The 15,477-nt window shown below is 71.3% G+C and carries 10 protein-coding genes; 5 read left to right on the top strand and 5 right to left on the bottom strand.

Annotated elements, in window-relative coordinates; all coding sequences use genetic code 11:
* The first annotated feature begins 153 nt into the window (after nt 1–153).
* A complete protein-coding gene (locus ACZ6SD_RS03250; RefSeq protein ID WP_465315236.1) occupies nt 154–1,884 on the top strand; it encodes a hypothetical protein in 1,731 nt (576 codons plus the stop codon).
* Between the two features lie 273 nt (nt 1,885–2,157).
* Here the strand turns inward: ACZ6SD_RS03250 and ACZ6SD_RS03245 are convergent, their stop codons facing one another.
* Nucleotides 2,158–4,065, bottom strand: coding sequence for a glycosyltransferase (locus ACZ6SD_RS03245; RefSeq protein ID WP_465315235.1), 1,908 nt, complete (start codon nt 4,063–4,065; stop codon nt 2,158–2,160).
* 45 nt (nt 4,066–4,110) lie between these two features.
* Nucleotides 4,111–6,051: a glycosyltransferase gene (locus ACZ6SD_RS03240; protein WP_465315234.1), complete on the bottom strand. Its 1,941-nt coding sequence runs from the start codon at nt 6,049–6,051 to the stop codon at nt 4,111–4,113.
* 241 nt (nt 6,052–6,292) lie between these two features.
* Between ACZ6SD_RS03240 and ACZ6SD_RS03235 the strand changes: the two genes are divergently transcribed.
* A complete protein-coding gene (locus ACZ6SD_RS03235; protein ID WP_465315233.1) occupies nt 6,293–8,197 on the top strand; it encodes an arabinofuranosyltransferase in 1,905 nt (634 codons plus the stop codon).
* Between the two features lie 343 nt (nt 8,198–8,540).
* Here ACZ6SD_RS03235 and ACZ6SD_RS03230 read toward each other — a convergent pair whose 3' ends face one another.
* Nucleotides 8,541–9,548, bottom strand: a complete 1,008-nt coding sequence (locus ACZ6SD_RS03230; RefSeq protein ID WP_465315232.1) for a glycosyltransferase family 2 protein — start codon at nt 9,546–9,548, stop codon at nt 8,541–8,543.
* A gap of 140 nt (nt 9,549–9,688) precedes the next feature.
* Between ACZ6SD_RS03230 and ACZ6SD_RS03225 the strand changes: the two genes are divergently transcribed.
* Entirely contained in the window at nt 9,689–11,686 is a 1,998-nt protein-coding gene (locus tag ACZ6SD_RS03225; RefSeq protein ID WP_465315231.1) for a DUF6541 family protein, read from the top strand.
* Nucleotides 11,687–12,037: 351 nt separating this feature from the next.
* Nucleotides 12,038–12,733, top strand: coding sequence for a DUF4232 domain-containing protein (locus ACZ6SD_RS03220; protein ID WP_465315230.1), 696 nt, complete (start codon nt 12,038–12,040; stop codon nt 12,731–12,733).
* Between the two features lie 13 nt (nt 12,734–12,746).
* On the opposite strand, the gene ACZ6SD_RS03215 is transcribed toward ACZ6SD_RS03220, so the two are convergent.
* Nucleotides 12,747–13,394, bottom strand: coding sequence for a response regulator (locus tag ACZ6SD_RS03215; RefSeq protein WP_465315229.1), 648 nt, complete (start codon nt 13,392–13,394; stop codon nt 12,747–12,749).
* Complete coding sequence (locus ACZ6SD_RS03210) at nt 13,391–15,109, bottom strand: histidine kinase (protein ID WP_465315228.1); 1,719 nt, start codon at nt 15,107–15,109, stop codon at nt 13,391–13,393. The genes ACZ6SD_RS03215 and ACZ6SD_RS03210 overlap by 4 nt, the downstream gene beginning before the upstream one ends.
* A 192-nt stretch (nt 15,110–15,301) precedes the next feature.
* Here ACZ6SD_RS03210 and ACZ6SD_RS03205 point away from each other — a divergent pair, with 192 nt between their 5' ends.
* Nucleotides 15,302–15,451: a hypothetical protein gene (locus ACZ6SD_RS03205; RefSeq protein ID WP_465315227.1), complete on the top strand. Its 150-nt coding sequence runs from the start codon at nt 15,302–15,304 to the stop codon at nt 15,449–15,451.
* Nucleotides 15,452–15,477: the final 26 nt, after the last annotated feature.

The following is a 15,477-nucleotide window of genomic DNA, read 5'->3' as shown; positions in this document are numbered from 1 at the left end:
GATGGGGGGGGTGCGGCGCCCTAGGAGGCAAAAGATCCCCCCGACCCCCCGTTCTCCCGCCCTTTCGGCTCCAGCGGACACCCCAACACCCCCCCCCCCCCCCCCCGGGGGGGGTGCCCCCGCGCTGTGTGCCGGTTCCGTACACTCCCGCCGGTGGAGACACTGGTCGCGGGTCACGAGCCTGCCGCGCAACCGACCGAACCGGACCAGCCGAGCGAGCGTCCGCGCCATGGTGGGCGGGTGGCCGCGGCGGGTGCGGTCGCGGGAGGCGCCGCGCTGATCGGCGGGCACGCCGCGCTGTACGGGAACTGGGTGGTCGATGACGCCGCCATCACCTTCGCCTACGCGCGCAGCGTCGCCGACGGGCTCGGCCCGGTGCTGCAACCGGGAGCTGACCCGGTTGAGGGATATTCCAACCCCACCTGGCTGGCGCTGCTGACGGTCGGCCGGTTGGTCGGCCTGTTCGACCGGGGCGCGATCTTCGGGATCCCCGACTACGTGCTGTTCCCGAAAGCGCTTGCCCTGCTCTGCTGCGCGGGCATCCTCGTCGCCGCCCACCTGGCCGCGGCCAAAGTCACCCGCCGCCCGTGGGCGCTGACACTGCTCGTCGGCGCGGCGCTGGCGGTGGTGCCGTCGTTCGTGATCTGGTCCTTCTCCGGGCTGGAGAACTCCCTCTACGCGCTGAGCGTGGCCGCCCTCGCGTCCCTGCTGTTCCGGGCGGTCATGGACGACCGCCTGCTCGCGCCCCGGGTGGCGCTCTACGCCGGGCTGCTGGTCGCCCTGGCCGCGCTGACCCGGCCGGACGGGATCATCTACCTGGGCGCGTACCCGCTGCTCGTGCTGTTCCGCCTGACCCGCCCGATGTTCGCGGTGAGCGTGCGCGCGGCGCTGATCAGCGTGCTCGCCTGCCTGGTCCCCTACGGCGCGTACGTCGGGTGGCGGCTGGTGGTGTTCGGCAGGCTGGTCGCCAACACCGCCGTCGCCAAGGGGCAGGAGCCCCCGGAGTTGGAGAGCCTGTCGCGGGTCGGCGAGCTGATCGGCTACGGCGGCGGGCTGGCGTTCCTCGGCTGGGCTGTGTGCGTCGGGATCGCGCTGGCGCACCCGTCGCGGCTGCGGGCCGCGCTGGGCGGGGTGCTGGTTCCGCTGGGGCTGTCGCTGCTGGCGTTCTGCGTCCTCGCGCCGGACTGGATGGGCGAGCTGCGGTTCGCGACGCCGTTCTGGGTGCTGGTCGCGCTGGGCGGCGCGCTGGCCCTGCCGACCGCGCTGCGGTCGGTGAGCGCGCGGGCCCGGCTGCTGCTCGCGGCGGGCTTGGTGCTGGCGACGCTGCCGAGCCTGGCCGTGTTCACCACCGCCGGAAAGACCTTCCGCGCGGCCCCGACCGTGCCGATGTGCCTGGTCGGGGAGGCGTTCGGCCGCGGCTTCAACGGCTACGCCGACGCGCTCGGCCTGCGGACGGCCTCGCTGCTGGCCCCCGACCTCGGCGCGACCGCCATGTCCACCCGGCTCACCCTGATCGACCTCGCGGGACTCGCCGACGCCCCGATCGCCGACTTCTGGCACGACAAGAACTGGCGCGGCCTGCGCGACCACGTGTTCACCGAGGTCAAGCCGACCTTCATCCACATGCACGCGCCGTGGAGCACGCAGACCGGCCTGATCGGCGACCCACGCCTGGCGGCGGACTACCACGTCGTCGTCGCCGAGGACGGCGCCGCGGGCGGCGACTGGGTGCGCAAGGACGCCGTGCCGAACCCGGAAGCCCTGGCGGCGCTGCGGACCTACGCAGACACCGTGGTGCGGCCCGCGATCCGCGTCCAGCAGGCCGCGCCCCGGGGCACCTGCGGCCCGGTGCTGCGCCCGGACCAGGGCCCGACGCCCAGTTGACGAAGGAGTTGTGCCGCGCTCGCCGAGCGGACTAGACACCACGGCCCACATCAACGAGTTGTCCTACCTGCACTCGCGGGACGTCGGCTACGCGACCTTCTGCCAGGGGCCGTACCCGGAGAGCGCGCGCTACCGCGACTTCATGGGCTGGACGGTTCCCTGGCGGTGCGGCCGCGGCGCCGCTCGTACCGGTGTTGTACTAGGGCGTCGCGGCCGTGCCGCCAGGGGCCGCATCCGGCGCGGCTGGTGCGTGCCGGTACTTCGATACAGGCCCTAGTTCTCGAAGACCTTGCGCCAAGACTCGGCGGAGGTCAGCTCGGGCAGTGCTGCCCGGTAGCTCTCCTGCATCCTCGGCCACTCGGTCGCCAGCCGCCGGTAAGCCTGCGCGGCGGCCTTGGACAGCTCCCGGAAGACCTTCGGGTCGCGCCTGCGGAAAGCGACGCCGCTGCCGTCCGGGTTGGACACTGTCGCACTGTCCAAATTGCCCAAGAGGAACCACAGTGCGCTGCCTGCGGGCACATTGACCTGTGGGCGCTCACTCGCCGTGGGCTCCGGGGTGCGCAGGTTGTGCAGCAGCGCCTTCGACGCCTGCGCGGCGATCTTCACCGGGTGGACCGGCGGGCGCAGCATCTGCTCCGCGCGCACCGAGTCCAAGGTGGGCGGTGGGAACTCGCCCGCGGACGGGAGGGTCTGCGCGTCGGTGTACTGCTTGCGGACCTGCTGGACCTCCGGCAGACCGGTGCGCAGCAGGTCGAAGAGGCGGTCCGGGCCCGCCAGGAAGTCCTCGATCGCCTTCAGTTCGATCGCGACGGTCGAGTACTCCATCGACAGCAGCCGCCGGATGGTCGCGCGCAGCCCCTGCTTGAGCAGCGTCTTGCGCAGGTCGTGCGGGCTGTGCAGGGCGGCGATGACCAGCCGGTTGCGCAGGTGGAAGTAGACAGTCCAGTCGGACAGGTCGTTCTTGTCGGTCCACGGCATGTGCCACACGCCCGAGCCCGGCAGCGTCACCGTCGGGTAGCCGTTGCGCAGGGCGCGCATCGAGTACTCCGCGTCGTCCCACTTGATGAACAGCGGCAGCGGCAGCCCGGTCGCCTCGACCACCTCGCGCGGGAACAGGCACATCCACCAGCCGTTGTAGGTGGATTCGATGCGCCGGTGCAGCGCGCGGGTCTCGCGCAGCGAGTGCGCGCCGAAGTCGTGGTCAACCACGGCGCCCGGCGCGGGCCGCCACACGCAGGTGGCCAGGTCCACGACCTCGCCCATGCTGTGCAGCCGCGACTTGGCCTGCAGGTTGAGCATCTGGCTGCCGACGATCACCGGGTTCACCGCGGCCCGGGCGAACGCGCTCGCCCGCAGGATGCTGTCCGGCTCCAGGGCGATGTCGTCGTCCATGAGCATGATCTGCTCGACGTCGGAGTGCTCAAGGGACTCGAACAGCGCCCGGCTGAACCCGCCGGACCCGCCGAGGTTGCCCTGCTCGATGACCTCAAGCCTGCCGCCGAGCAGGTCGACCGCCTCGGCGAAGCGCGGGTGCCCGGAAATCTTCTGCGTGCCCTGGTCTGCGACGTAGACCTTGGCGAGGATGTCGAGCACCGCCGGGTCCTCGCCGAGGGCCAGCAGCGCGCCGACGCAGTCGTCCACCCGGTTGAACGTGGTGGTGCCGATCGACAGCCGCTTCGCGGGCAAGTCGAGGTCGGTGGCCCACACCGCGTCGGCGACCTCGAACGTCGAGTCGTCGGTAAACACGTTGAACCAGATCCAGCCGCCCTCACTGAACGGCGCCAGGCTGATCCGGAACTCGACGGTCTCCCACTCGCTGCCACTGTGCACGTCCTGGCCTTGGATGTGCACCTGGTCGCCGTTGGGCTTGGACCGGTACACGTCGACCCGCCCGCCGCCGCGCACGTTGAGCCGCAGCACGACGTCCTTGAGCCGCGTCCAGCGCTGCCAGTAACTCGCCGGGAACGCGTTGAAGTACGACGCGAACGACACCCGCGCCGACACCGGCACGGTCACCGCGGTGCGGGACGACACGTGGCTGTGCACGTTGTCCGGCTCGTCCAGGTACAGCGGGCGCACTTCCGGCGGATTGCCGCGCGGGAAGATCACCCGCTGGAGCACCGTGCGCGTGCTCGCGGCGGGCTCACCACCGGCTCGTGTCGCACTAGCCTGCTCGGTCACTGCATTCCTCCAGCGGGCCCGCGGCCCCGGTTTTCGGCGACCCGTCTACAGGTCGTAGAGCCGTTTCCAGTTGTCCTTGCTGGTCACCTCGGGCACCGCTGCCCGGTACTCGCCGCGCAGCCGGGGCGTCTCCGAGACCAGCAGGCGGGCCACGGCAGCGGCCCGCTTGGCCAGGGCGACGACCTGCTCCCGGTCACGCTTGCGGATACGCACGCCCTCCTGCGAGGCGTCGGTCACCACGACCTTGTCGAACTGCGACACGTGCCACCACGCGGCGTCCCCGGCGGGGACCGCGCCGACGTCGTGCACAGTCTTACCCATCGCCAGGTAGACGAGCCGCTTGAGCAGCACCAGCCGGTTCCAGCTCGGGGTCGGGCCCGCCTTGATCATCGGCACCTGCCCCACCTCGGCGGGCGAGTGCATGATCGTGTCCGGGTACTCCGCGCGCAGCTTGCGGATCTCGGCCGCCGCGGCGGCGCCGCCGTCAGCGAAGATCACCGGGCCCTTGAGGAAGTCCTCCGCCGCCTTGATCACCGTGAGCGCCAGGCCGTACTGCATGCTCAGCAGGTAGCGCACGATGCGGGACAGCAGCACCCGGGCGATGCGCTTGGGGTCGGTCTCGGAGTGCAGCGCGGAGACGACCATGGCGTTGCGGACGGCGAAGTACTCGTTCCACTTGTCCGCGTCCTTCCAGTCGAAGTCCGCATGCCAGAGCCCCGCGCCGGGCAGGGTCACCGTGGCGATGCCCTGGGCGCGGGCGCGGTAGCCGTACTCGACGTCGTCCCACTGGAAGAACAGCGGCAGCGGGTAGCCGAGCCGGTTGACCACCTCGGACGGGATCAGGCAGGACCACCAGGCGTTGTAGTGCGCGTCCACCCGCAGGTCGCCCCGGTTGAGCTTGCCGGTGGGCTTGCCGTCGTCGTCCTTGGCCTCTTCGAGCAGGTCGACGTCGTCCAGCCCGCCCTTGACGACCTTGCCCGGGACGAGCTGGGCGAAGTCGGCGTACTCCGCGCCCGCGAGCAGCTTGGTCGGGTGCAGCAGCCGCAGCATCTGCCCGCCGACGATGGTCGGCGCGGCGGTGCGGTTGGCGAACGCGGTGAGCCGGATCGCGATCTCCGGGTCGAGCAGCACGTCGTCGTCCATGAGCAGCACGTTCGCCTGGTCGGCGTGGCTGACCTCGGTGACCTCGTACATGCCCCGGCCGAACCCGCCCGCGCCGCCGAGGTTGGGCTGGCGCAGGTAGCGCAGCCTGCCGTCGAGGGCCTTCTCCGCGTCCGGGAACGCCGCCCGGGACGACACCGTGTCGGTGCCCTGGTCCACGACGTAGACGGCGTCGATCACGTCGAGCGCGGCCGGGTCGCCCGCGAGCGCGCCCAGGGTGGCCACGCAGTCGTCGGCGCGGTTGAAGGTGCAGATGACGACCGCGGTCGGGCGGATGACCTCGGGCGCGTCGACCGTCCAGCGCATCCGCTCGACGGTCAGCGCGGACTCCTCGGTGGTGAACTCCACCCAGAGGAACCCGCCGTCGAGGAACATGTTCAGCTTCGCGGTGAGCCGCACGGTCTCGTTCTCGGCGTCCCGCACGGTCCGCGCCACCACGACCCGGGTCTCCCCCTCCAGGTCGGAGGCGACCAGCGCGATCTTGCCCGACCCGGTGGCGGCCAGCTCGACCACGACCTCGTCAACGACGGTCCATCGCTGCCAGTAACTCGCCGGGAAGCGGCCGAAGTAGGTGTCGGTGGTGACCGCGGAGTTCGGGTTCACCACCAGGCGCTCGCGGCCCCGGGTGGCCGAGCCGTGCCCGATGCCCGCGTAGAGGTCCTGCGGGATGACCGCCGGTCCGTGGAACAGTCCGCGCTGGGCGACCAGGCGACCGGTCGAGGCGTGGCCCACCAGGCTGTCGTCCGGCCGCGCGGCGGCGTTCGCCCGCTCGCCCGCGCTCTCCGTTTCCGCCGAGCCGCTCCTTGACGAGGTGCTACTGGGCATAGGTCTGTCGTCCTCCGGGTCGCCAGGCGCGGCGCTGCGTCAGTATCGGTATCGGTTTCGGTCTGTCACGGCACACGTCGAATGAGGCCCTAACAGGCTACCCGTTCGGCTGTAGACGAGTCCGCCTACCAGCCGGTGGGGTGGCGGCCCCCAGGTCAGGGGCAGGCCAGGACAACGTTATGGTGCGTGCCGGGTCGTCCGCCTGGGCGGCGTCCACTCCCCTCGCATGGCAGGTGTCTCGGTGCCGGAATCAGCGTCCCAGCCCGCTACGACCGCACTGGACGAGCCAGCGGACTCCCCGGGCGAGACCGCGAAACCGAGCCGGTGGCGCACCGCGCTTACCGGCCCTTCGGTAATCGCGATCCTGACCTGGCTTGTCGCCACTCCCCTGTTGCTGATCGTGGAACGCGCCAACGACAGCGACCCGTTCAGCGTGCGCGGCGCCTTCGTCCCCTTCGCCGCTGGCGGCGCCCTGTTCGCCGTGGTCACCGCGGCCGCCTGCCTCAAGCGCGCGGGTGAGCGAGTCGCCGCGGTCGGGGCCGGTCTGTTCGCGGCGTGGGTGGCCTTCGCGTTGCAGGTGGCCCTCAACGGCACCCCGTTCGGCTTCTCCGGCCTGGTCGGCGACATGGGCCGGATGGCGGCGGCGGCCAACCGCTACAGCGTCAACCCCAAGCCGTCGGACGCGTTCATCGAGAACATCACCTCCGAGTACCCGCCGCTGTACCCGTGGCTGGTCGGCCGGGCGTCGAACCTGCTCGACGTCCCCGCCTGGCAGCTGCTCTCGGCGGCGGAAGTGCTGGTCACCTCGTTCGCCGTGCTCGCCGCGTTCCTGATGTGGCGCAGGCTGGTCCCCTCGGCGACGGCCCTCGCGGTCAGCGGCGTCGGCCTGCTGGTCTTCGGCGACCCGCGCAAGGCGTTCTCGGTGATCACCCTGTTCGTGTTCGTCCCCTGGCTGATCGCCGCGTTCACCAACCCGGCCCGAGGCAGGCTCCACTGGCTCCCCGCGGGCGTGCTCGGCGGCCTGATCATGCTCACCTACAACGGCTGGTTCCCCTTCGGCGTCCTGGGCATCCTCGCCATCCTGGTCGGCGCGTGGCGCCGCAGCGACGACCGCAAGGGCTACGCGCTGCACGTGGTCGGCGTCGGCGTGGTCGCCCTCGTCGTGGCCAGCCCTTACCTGGCGCCGTACGCCCTGGCTGTCCTGACCCAGGGCGGACAGGGCCTGGGCGACCTCTATATGAGCTACGAAATCCCGGAGAACGGCTTCCCCTTCCTCCAGCCCACCCTCCTGGGTGCCCTGGAGCTGACCGGTCTGGCGGGCCTGATCTGGTACCGGACCCGCACCTCCTGGGCCTGGCCGATGCTGTACTTGGTGCTGGGCTCGTCCCTGTTCTGGGTCCTCATGGGCATCCGCTTCGTCCTGACCGAGCACACCACCCTGATCCACTACATCCCCCGCCTCACCGGCATCACCCTGGCGGCGGCGGGCGTGCTCACCCTCGCCCAGGCGGCCCCGGCGCTCCTGCGCCGCCTCAACCTGACCGCCCCACCCCGAGTGGGCGTCGCGGCGACCGCCATCGCGGTCCTCTGGGCAGGCGTCACCTACTGGGACGACTGGCGCCCCACACCCACCCTGGGCGCCTCGGAGTGGGCCGCCGACCACGCCGACTACTCGACCATGGCCCACCTGGAACCGCTACCGGACTGCTCTTATCCGAAGTTCGCGCCACCGACCGGCAGGCAGGGCTGCCTTCCCACGGAAGAGATCGAGGACCGGGTGCGACGCGCACGCGGAACAGAAGACCGCCCGGTGACCCTCTCCGCCGACGAACGCCTCTTCGCCTACCTGCCCTGGCGCGGCTACATGGGCACCGACCGCACCTCGGCCAGCTCCCTGTCCTACTGGGACGACCGCCACGAGGAACTGGTCCGCCTGTCCGACACCAAGGACCCCAGCGACCTAGCCCGAGCAGCGGGCGACACCAAGTTCGGCCCGATCGACGTCTTCGTCCTCCACCGCCGCGACGACCAAACCTGGACAGCCCTGGACCGGGCCTTCACCCCAGCCCAGTTCGCCTCCCCGGAGTGGGTTGTCGCAGACGACCTGAGCAGGCCCTACGTGGTGGTGACCCGCAAGCCTTCTTAATTCTTAAAAGGTAAGGACTCCACCGGCCCCCCAACCAGGCTGGCCGCACCGAGGCTCGCCCAGTGCTCGATGGGTGGAGCAGCACACCCATGCTCCTGCCAGGCCGCACCTATGCTCGCCCGGTGCTCGATGGGGTGGAGTGGTTTCTTTGGGGGAGAAGGAAGATCCCTAAACTCGCCGTGGTCGTGGGGCCGAAGGCTCCCCACCCGTCTTTCCCACGACGGGATCTTCCTTCGTAGGGGCCCCAAAGAAACCACTCCACCCCATCGAGCAAACCCCCACACCCAGCCACCCCAGAAACCCAGAGAGCAACCCCACAGCCACGCAGACCAGAGCACCCAGCTCAGACGAGATGGCGGACGACCTTCCAGTACGCCGTCGTCACAGCGTTGAGCGGCCGCAGGACCACGCCGGGGACCTTGATGAGCGGGGTGTCCAGCGTCGTGGTGAGCACCCGCATCCACTCCTTGTCCGGCACGGTCTGCGCGGCCCGCACCAGCGCCCGCCGTTCCCGCAGGTCGCGCCGGTGCTTCCAGAGCCACACCCAGCCGCGCACCTTGTCCCGGGCCCAGCCCTCCTTGACGGCCAGCGCCAGCATCGCGACCTCAAGGGCGAGCAAGGCGGGGCTGAGCAGCAGCAACGCCCGCGCGCTCCACAGCGTGGTCACGAAGATCAGGCGGTTGCGCTCGACCAGGTAGTACTTGTTCGTGTTGCGCGAGAACTCGTAACGGTGCAGGAGAACGGCGTCGGGCACGTTCACGACCTTCAACCCCAGCCGCCAGGTGCGGATGGAGAGGTCGGCGTCCTCGTGGTAGGCGAAGTAGTGCTCGAAGAACCCGCCCAGCCGGTCCCAGTGCGCCCGGGTGGTGACCAGCCCGGCCCCCATGGCGCCCGCGACCTCGGTCGGCGCGGTGCGGGTCTCCGGCTCGCCGAGGCCGCCCACCCAGCTGATGCCGAGCACGTGGACCATGTTGCCGCTGGAGTTGAGCAGGCTCGGGTCCTCCGCCAGCCGCACGCTCGCCGCGGCGATGCCCACCTCGGGGCGGGCCACCAGTTCGTCGATCAGGCGGGCGAGGGTGCCGGGCTCCACGATGGCGTCGCCGTTGATCAGGGCGACGTACTCGCCGTTCGACACGGCGACACCGGCGTTGTTCCCTCCGGAGTACCCGAGGTTCCGGCCAGGCCGGACCACGGTCACCCGGTCGAGCTCGGCGAGCACCTCGACATCGTCGTCGGTGCAGCCGTTGTCGACCAGCACCACATCCACATCGACCTTCTCCGACGCCAGCAACGCCGTCACACTGCGCCGAAGCCACGGCTCCGACTTCCAGGCGAGGACGATCGCGCTCACCCTGGGCAGGGTGGTCGGTTGGGGCGATGGCGTGTCCATGTGCTGGCTCCGCGGGGGAATGTGGGGCGGGCAGATCGCGCCCGGCGACGAGGTGCCCGGCCAGGGTACCGGCCACCAGGGGGTGGCTACCCTCTACGTCCATGACCTGGTTCGAGGCCATTCCGGTCGCGCTTGTCTGCACTCTCTGGCTCCTGCTACCGGGTCTGGCGGTCACCTACCCACTGGGGTTGCGCGGGGTGGCGGCCTGGGGAGTGGCGCCCGCGATCACGACCGGCGCCACCGCGGTGGTCGCCGTCGCCGCGGACAAGGCGGGCCTGTCGTGGTCGCCGGTGCTGCCGGTCGCGGTGTGCGCGGCGCTGGGGGTCGCGTTCGGTGTCGGCGCTCTCGTGCTGCGCCGCCGGTTCCGGGTCGCCCGCACTCCTGATCCGCGCCCGGTCACCCTGGCCGCCGTCCTCGGTCTGCTGCCCGCGCTGGCGCTGGGCGCGGTGACGGTCTTCCGCGGCTTCGGCAGGCCCGACAACCTGTCGCAGACCTACGACGCGATGTTCCACATGAACGCCATCGCGTTCATCCTCGACTCCGGCAACGGCTCCTCGCTCAACCTCGCCGAACTCGGCTCGCCCACCAACGGCGGCAGCGGCTTCTACCCCGCCGCCTGGCACGACCTGGGGTCGCTGGTCGTGATGAGCACCGGCGCCAGCGTCCCGGCCGCGGCGAACCTGCTGTCGGCGGCGATCGCGATCGTGGTGTGGCCGCTGTCCTGCCTGGTCCTGGCCCGCCAGGTCTTCGGCCCGTCCCGGGCGGCGCTGGCGGTGACCGGGGTGCTCAGCATCGGCTTCGGCGCGTTCCCCTGGGGGCTGCTCGGGTTCGGGGTGCTCTGGCCCAACGCCCTCGGCCTCGCCCTGGTCCCGGCCGCGCTGGCGCTGGCGGTGTCCATCACCGGCCTGGCCAAGGACGACGCCCTCGGCCGCATCCGGTCGCTGGTGCTGCTGCCCGTGGTCGGGCTGGCCATCGGCCTGGCCAACCCGGGCGCGGCGTTCAGCCTGATCGTGCTCGCCGTGTTCCCGCTGCTCGCGTCCGTCATCCGGCGCTCGTGGCGGCTGCACAAGGCGGGCAAGTCCGCCCGCGGCGGCGCGGAACTGGTCGCGGTCGTCGCCGTCCTCGGCGCGGTCTGGTACTGGACGGCGACCACGTCGAACCCGCTGTTCGCCAACACCCGCACCACCTACTGGGCCCCGTTCGACACCCCGTCCCGCGCGGTCGGCGAGATCCTGCTCAACGCCACCAACGGCAGGCCAGCCCTGTGGTTCATCTCGGCCGTCGTCCTGGTCGGCGTGGTCGCCTGCCTGCGGTCGGTTCCCCTGCGCTGGGTGGTCGCCGGGCACGTGGCCACCGGCTTCCTGTACCTGGTGGCCGCCTCGTTCAACCGGCCGGACACCCAGAAGTTCACCGGGTACTGGTACAACGACTCGTACCGCCTGGCCGCCATGCTTCCCATCACCGGCGTCGTCCTCGCCACCGCGGGCGTCCTCTTCCTCGCCGACAAGATCGCGGGCCGGGTGGCGGCGGAAGGCACCCCGTGGCACCGGTTCGGCCCCCGCCTCGGCTTGGCCAGCGCGACCACCGCCGCTGTCGTCGTGGTGGCGCTGCTGGCCCTCGGCAGCCGGGGGATGTACCTGCCGGACCGGACCGCCCGCATCGCGGGCTCGTACCAGAACCTCCCGGAGACCGCGACGCTCGCCGACGACGAGCAGCGGGAGTTCTTCGCCCGGGTCAAGGACCAGATTCCCGAGGATGCCGTGGTCGCCAACAATCCGTGGGACGGCAGTGGGCTCCTGTGGGCGTTGGCGGACCGGCAGACCTTGTATCCGCACTTCACCATGCCCAGCCCGACCGAGGAGCAGACTTACCTCGCGCAGCATCTTGACGATGTCGCCAGCGATCCCAAGGTGTGTCCCGCGGCGCGCAAGCTCGGGGTGACGCACCTGCTCATCGGGGAGTCCGAGTTCTGGCCCTGGGACCCGCGCAACGCGAACTATCCCGGGTTCGAGGACCCCGCGGGCAAACCCGGATTCCAGCTTGTCGCCTCGGACGGCGAGGCGAAGCTGTACCGGATCACCGCCTGCGCGACACCCTGATTCCACTGGTGGGGTCAGGCTGGCCGCGACCAGCGGAAAGGCGACTTTACCGATACCGTCACCCAGGTTGGACAGGGCGCTGGAGCCAAGCAGCCACCCGAGTCTTCGGTCCGAGGTGGTCATGATCTGGCCCCGGCGTCCGCCGCAGTCCCGCCATGCTGTGACGCCACTGTCCGTCGTCGGGGTGGTGCCACCCCCGAATGGGCGGCGCTTTTCCCAGCTCACCCCGGATCAGGCGCACCAGGGGTGGCGGGTGGTGAAAAATTAGCCCATCGTTGACCTATGCGGTGGACAGGCAACCTTTCGGCGTGGTCACCCGTCCTCTGTATGGACGATCCGGCGGTTTCAGGCATGTCTGGAGGCGAGATCACCGTGCACGGGCGTAAGACACTGATCGCGAGCGGAGTCCTGTTGGCGGCGTTGACCGCGGCCTGCGGCAACGACAACACCGCCGCCCCATCCGCTGGGCAGACCCAGCTCACCACTCCGACGACCACCACCACAACCACTACCAGCGCCACCACGACGACCGAGACCACGTCGTCGCCCGTGGCCGCGCCGCCCGCGACCGCCGACGCGGGCGGTGGGCCCACCGCAACCAGCCAGGCCGACAACGGCACGGCGGGCGCCAACGACTGCAAGGCCGCCGACCTCAAGCTCTCCATCCGCGACGGCGACGCCGCCGCGGGCACCGTTTACCGGTCGCTGGTCTTCACTAACTCCGGCACACGCACCTGCACCATCCAGGGCTTTCCGGGGGTCTCTTACGTCGCGGGCGCTGACGGGCACCAGGTAGGCCCGGCCGCGTACCGAGTCGGCACCAAGGGCGCTCCGGTGACCCTGGCGCCCGGCGCGAGCGCGAGCGCCGACATCGGGTTCGTCAACGTGCGCAACTACGACGAGGCCGCGTGCAAGCCGACCGAGGTGCGCGGCCTGCGGGTCTACCCGCCGCACGACACCGCGTCGATGTTCGTGGAACTGCCCGGGACCGGCTGCGCGGGCTCCCCGCCGGGCAACCAGCTCACCGTGAAGACCGTGGTCAAGTGACCGCGGCCTAGGGTCAGCTCATCAGGCCCGTGCGCCAGGCCCAGGCGGCGACCTCGACCCGGTTGCGGGCGCCGATCTTGGCCTGCACGGCGGCCAGGTGCGTCTTCACCGTCGACAGCGAGAGGTAGAGCTCGGCGCCTATCTCGGTGTTGGTGAGACCTCTGGCCGCCGCGCGCACGACGTCTGTCTCCCGTTCGGTAAGCGCGGCGGTCTCGGGCGCGGGCGCCTTCACCGCGGCCGAGGTGAAGTGCTTGAGCAGCCGCACGGTGATCTGCGGCGAGACCAGGGCGTCACCGCGCACCGCGGCGCGGACCGCCTCCATGAGCAGCGCGGGGCCCGCGTCCTTGAGCAGGAACCCGCTCGCGCCGTTGGCCAGCGCGGCGTGGACGTACTCGTCGAGGTCGAAGGTGGTCACCACGACGACCTTGAGCGGGTCGGCGACGTCCGGCCCGGCCAGCGCGCGGGTGACCTCAAGACCGTCGAGGCCGGGCATCCGGATGTCGAGCAGGCACACGTCCGGCCGCAGCTCCCTGGCCCTGGCCAGCGCGTTCACCCCGTCGGCCACATCGGCGACGACGGTCATGTCGTCCTGGGTCTCCAGGATCATCCGGAAACCCGCCCGGACCATTTCCTGGTCGTCGGCGATCAGGATGCGGATCACGTGCCGTCCCTTCTGAGCGGAATCCGAGCGTCCACGGTCCAGCCTGCCGTCTCGCCGGGACCGGCGGTGAACCGGCCGCCGAGCAGCTCGACCCGCTCGCGCATCCCGACCAGGCCGTAGCCGCCGGTGTCCTTCGTCGGCCGGGTCTCGGGGATCGGCGCGTCGTCGGTGACCCGCAGGCGCAACTCGTCGCCCGTGGTCTCGATGCGCACCTGGACGGTCTGCGCGGCGCGGGCGTGCTTACCGACGTTCGTCAGCGACTCTTGCACTAACCGAAGCACCGACCGGCCCGCCTCCGGCGGCAGCGCGACCGGCAAGTCCAGCTCCATCTGGACAGTCGGCCCGCCGTAGCCCTCGGCGAGGGCGTGCAGGTCGGCTTCGAGGTCGCTGGTCGCCTGGCTCGCCGCGCCGGAGCCGCCCGCGGGCGCGGCCCCGCGCATGCTGCCGACCAGCATCCGCATGGCGGCCAGCGCCTCGGTCCCCGAGTTCTCGATCTTGGCCAGCGCGGGCGCGACCGCGGCCGGGTTCGTTTCCGCGACCAGCCGCGCGGCCTGGGCCTGCACGACGATCCCGGTCACGTGGTGGGCGACTACGTCGTGCAGCTCCCGGGCCAGGGCCATCCGCTCCGCCTGCTGCGCCCCGGTGACCGCCACCTGGACCGTCTGCTGGCGTTCGCGGTCGCGGGAGCGGAAGTACTGGCCGGTGGCCACCGACACCACCAGCAGGAACGCCGCGACCAGCAGGAACTCGGGCAACGCCGAGCCGCCCCTGCCGCTGTAGTGGGTCGTGGCGACCACCGCGAACAGGTCGGCCCCGACCAGCGCGCCAACGCACACCGCGGCCTGCCGCCGGTCCACGGACCGCACCACGTAGGCGACCAACGCCATCTGCGCCGCGGCGACGCTGGTGGGCGGCGGGAACCGCGGCACGAAGCCGAACATCACCTCAAACGGGACCAGCGCCAACGCCGAACCGGCCACTAACGCCGCAGCGGTAAGCGTCCACCGCGTCGGGGCCAGCGGGCCGAGGAACGCGCACGCCCCGGTCGCCAGCATGAGCAGCAACGGCACCAGATAGACCACATCGGCAAAACCACGCGGGCCCAGCCCGTCCACCACCGCCGCCAGATCCACGAACAGCAGGAACACCAGCGCGACCGCCAGCGGCCACTGCCGCCGCACCAGGGCGCGCGCCCGAGGGGACATCCGCTGGTCACCCTGGGAGCGCAGCGCGATCCCGACCACGCACCCGCCGATCAGCACGACCAGGCCCATGAACAGCGAGAACAGCAGCTCCCGCCAACTCGACAGGAGCAACCAGGGCGCCCGCCCGACTACCGCGGCCAACCCGGCCGCCACCAGCGTCACCACCATGGCCACCGCCGTCCACCGACCGCACCGCCACACCACGACGGCCACCAGCAGCCCGCCCGCCACCGTCTCCGACAGCAGCAGGTTCTCGATGCCCGGCGTGGTCAGCGGCACCCAGCCGATGTGCCGCAGCACCGCGGTGGTCAGCAGCAGGGCGCCCGCCCCGCCCAGCGCGCCCGCGACCGGCCAGATCAGCGCGAGCAGCGCGCAGGCGATCAGCGGAAGCGGAAGGAGCGCGGCCGTGAGGTCGCCGCCCCCGCCGCCGCCGAGCAGCAGCAGGTCGAACAGGTAGGCCAGGGCGAGCGGTCCAGCCAGCCACCGCCGAACGGGCAGGTGAAGGTCCATGGCGGACAAACGTAGAGCCGATGACGCCGCCGCGCCTCGGCCGACCGGCGAACCCGGGTCAGCCGATCGGCCGCGGTTCGGCCACCCCCTGCTGACCGGACGGCCCGGCAGGCCCACCCGTCCGGCCGATCCGCTGCCCCCCGGTCACGAGAGACGCTGTGAGCAGCGGAAACAACGACGGAGGTGGGGAGCATGGTGATCGCGGTGTTGATCTGGGTCGGAGTCGTGCTGGGGATCGGGCTGCTGCTGGTGATGGCGCTCGGGCCGCTGATCGTGGAAATGGACGCCAACCACTACGAACGCGCGCACGAACGGCGGCGCGCGGCCCGCGACACGGGATGAGCGAAGCAGGGGTGGCGGAGGGTAGC

Source organism: Actinokineospora sp. NPDC051303, assembly GCF_055586285.1.
The sequence above is the reverse complement of the archived record's forward strand: the minus strand, read 5'-3'. Positions and strand labels throughout refer to the sequence as shown.

Excerpts from the sequence above, each read along its gene's own strand:
- ACZ6SD_RS03240 (WP_465315234.1), bottom strand. The coding sequence starts at position 6,051 with ATGCCCAGTAGCACCTCGTCAAGGAGCGGCTCGGCGGAAACGGAGAGC.
- ACZ6SD_RS03225 (WP_465315231.1), top strand. The coding sequence starts at position 9,689 with ATGACCTGGTTCGAGGCCATTCCGGTCGCGCTTGTCTGCACTCTCTGG.
- ACZ6SD_RS03220 (WP_465315230.1), top strand. The coding sequence starts at position 12,038 with ATGTCTGGAGGCGAGATCACCGTGCACGGGCGTAAGACACTGATCGCG.
- ACZ6SD_RS03210 (WP_465315228.1), bottom strand. The coding sequence starts at position 15,109 with ATGGACCTTCACCTGCCCGTTCGGCGGTGGCTGGCTGGACCGCTCGCC.
- ACZ6SD_RS03205 (WP_465315227.1), top strand. The coding sequence starts at position 15,302 with ATGGTGATCGCGGTGTTGATCTGGGTCGGAGTCGTGCTGGGGATCGGG.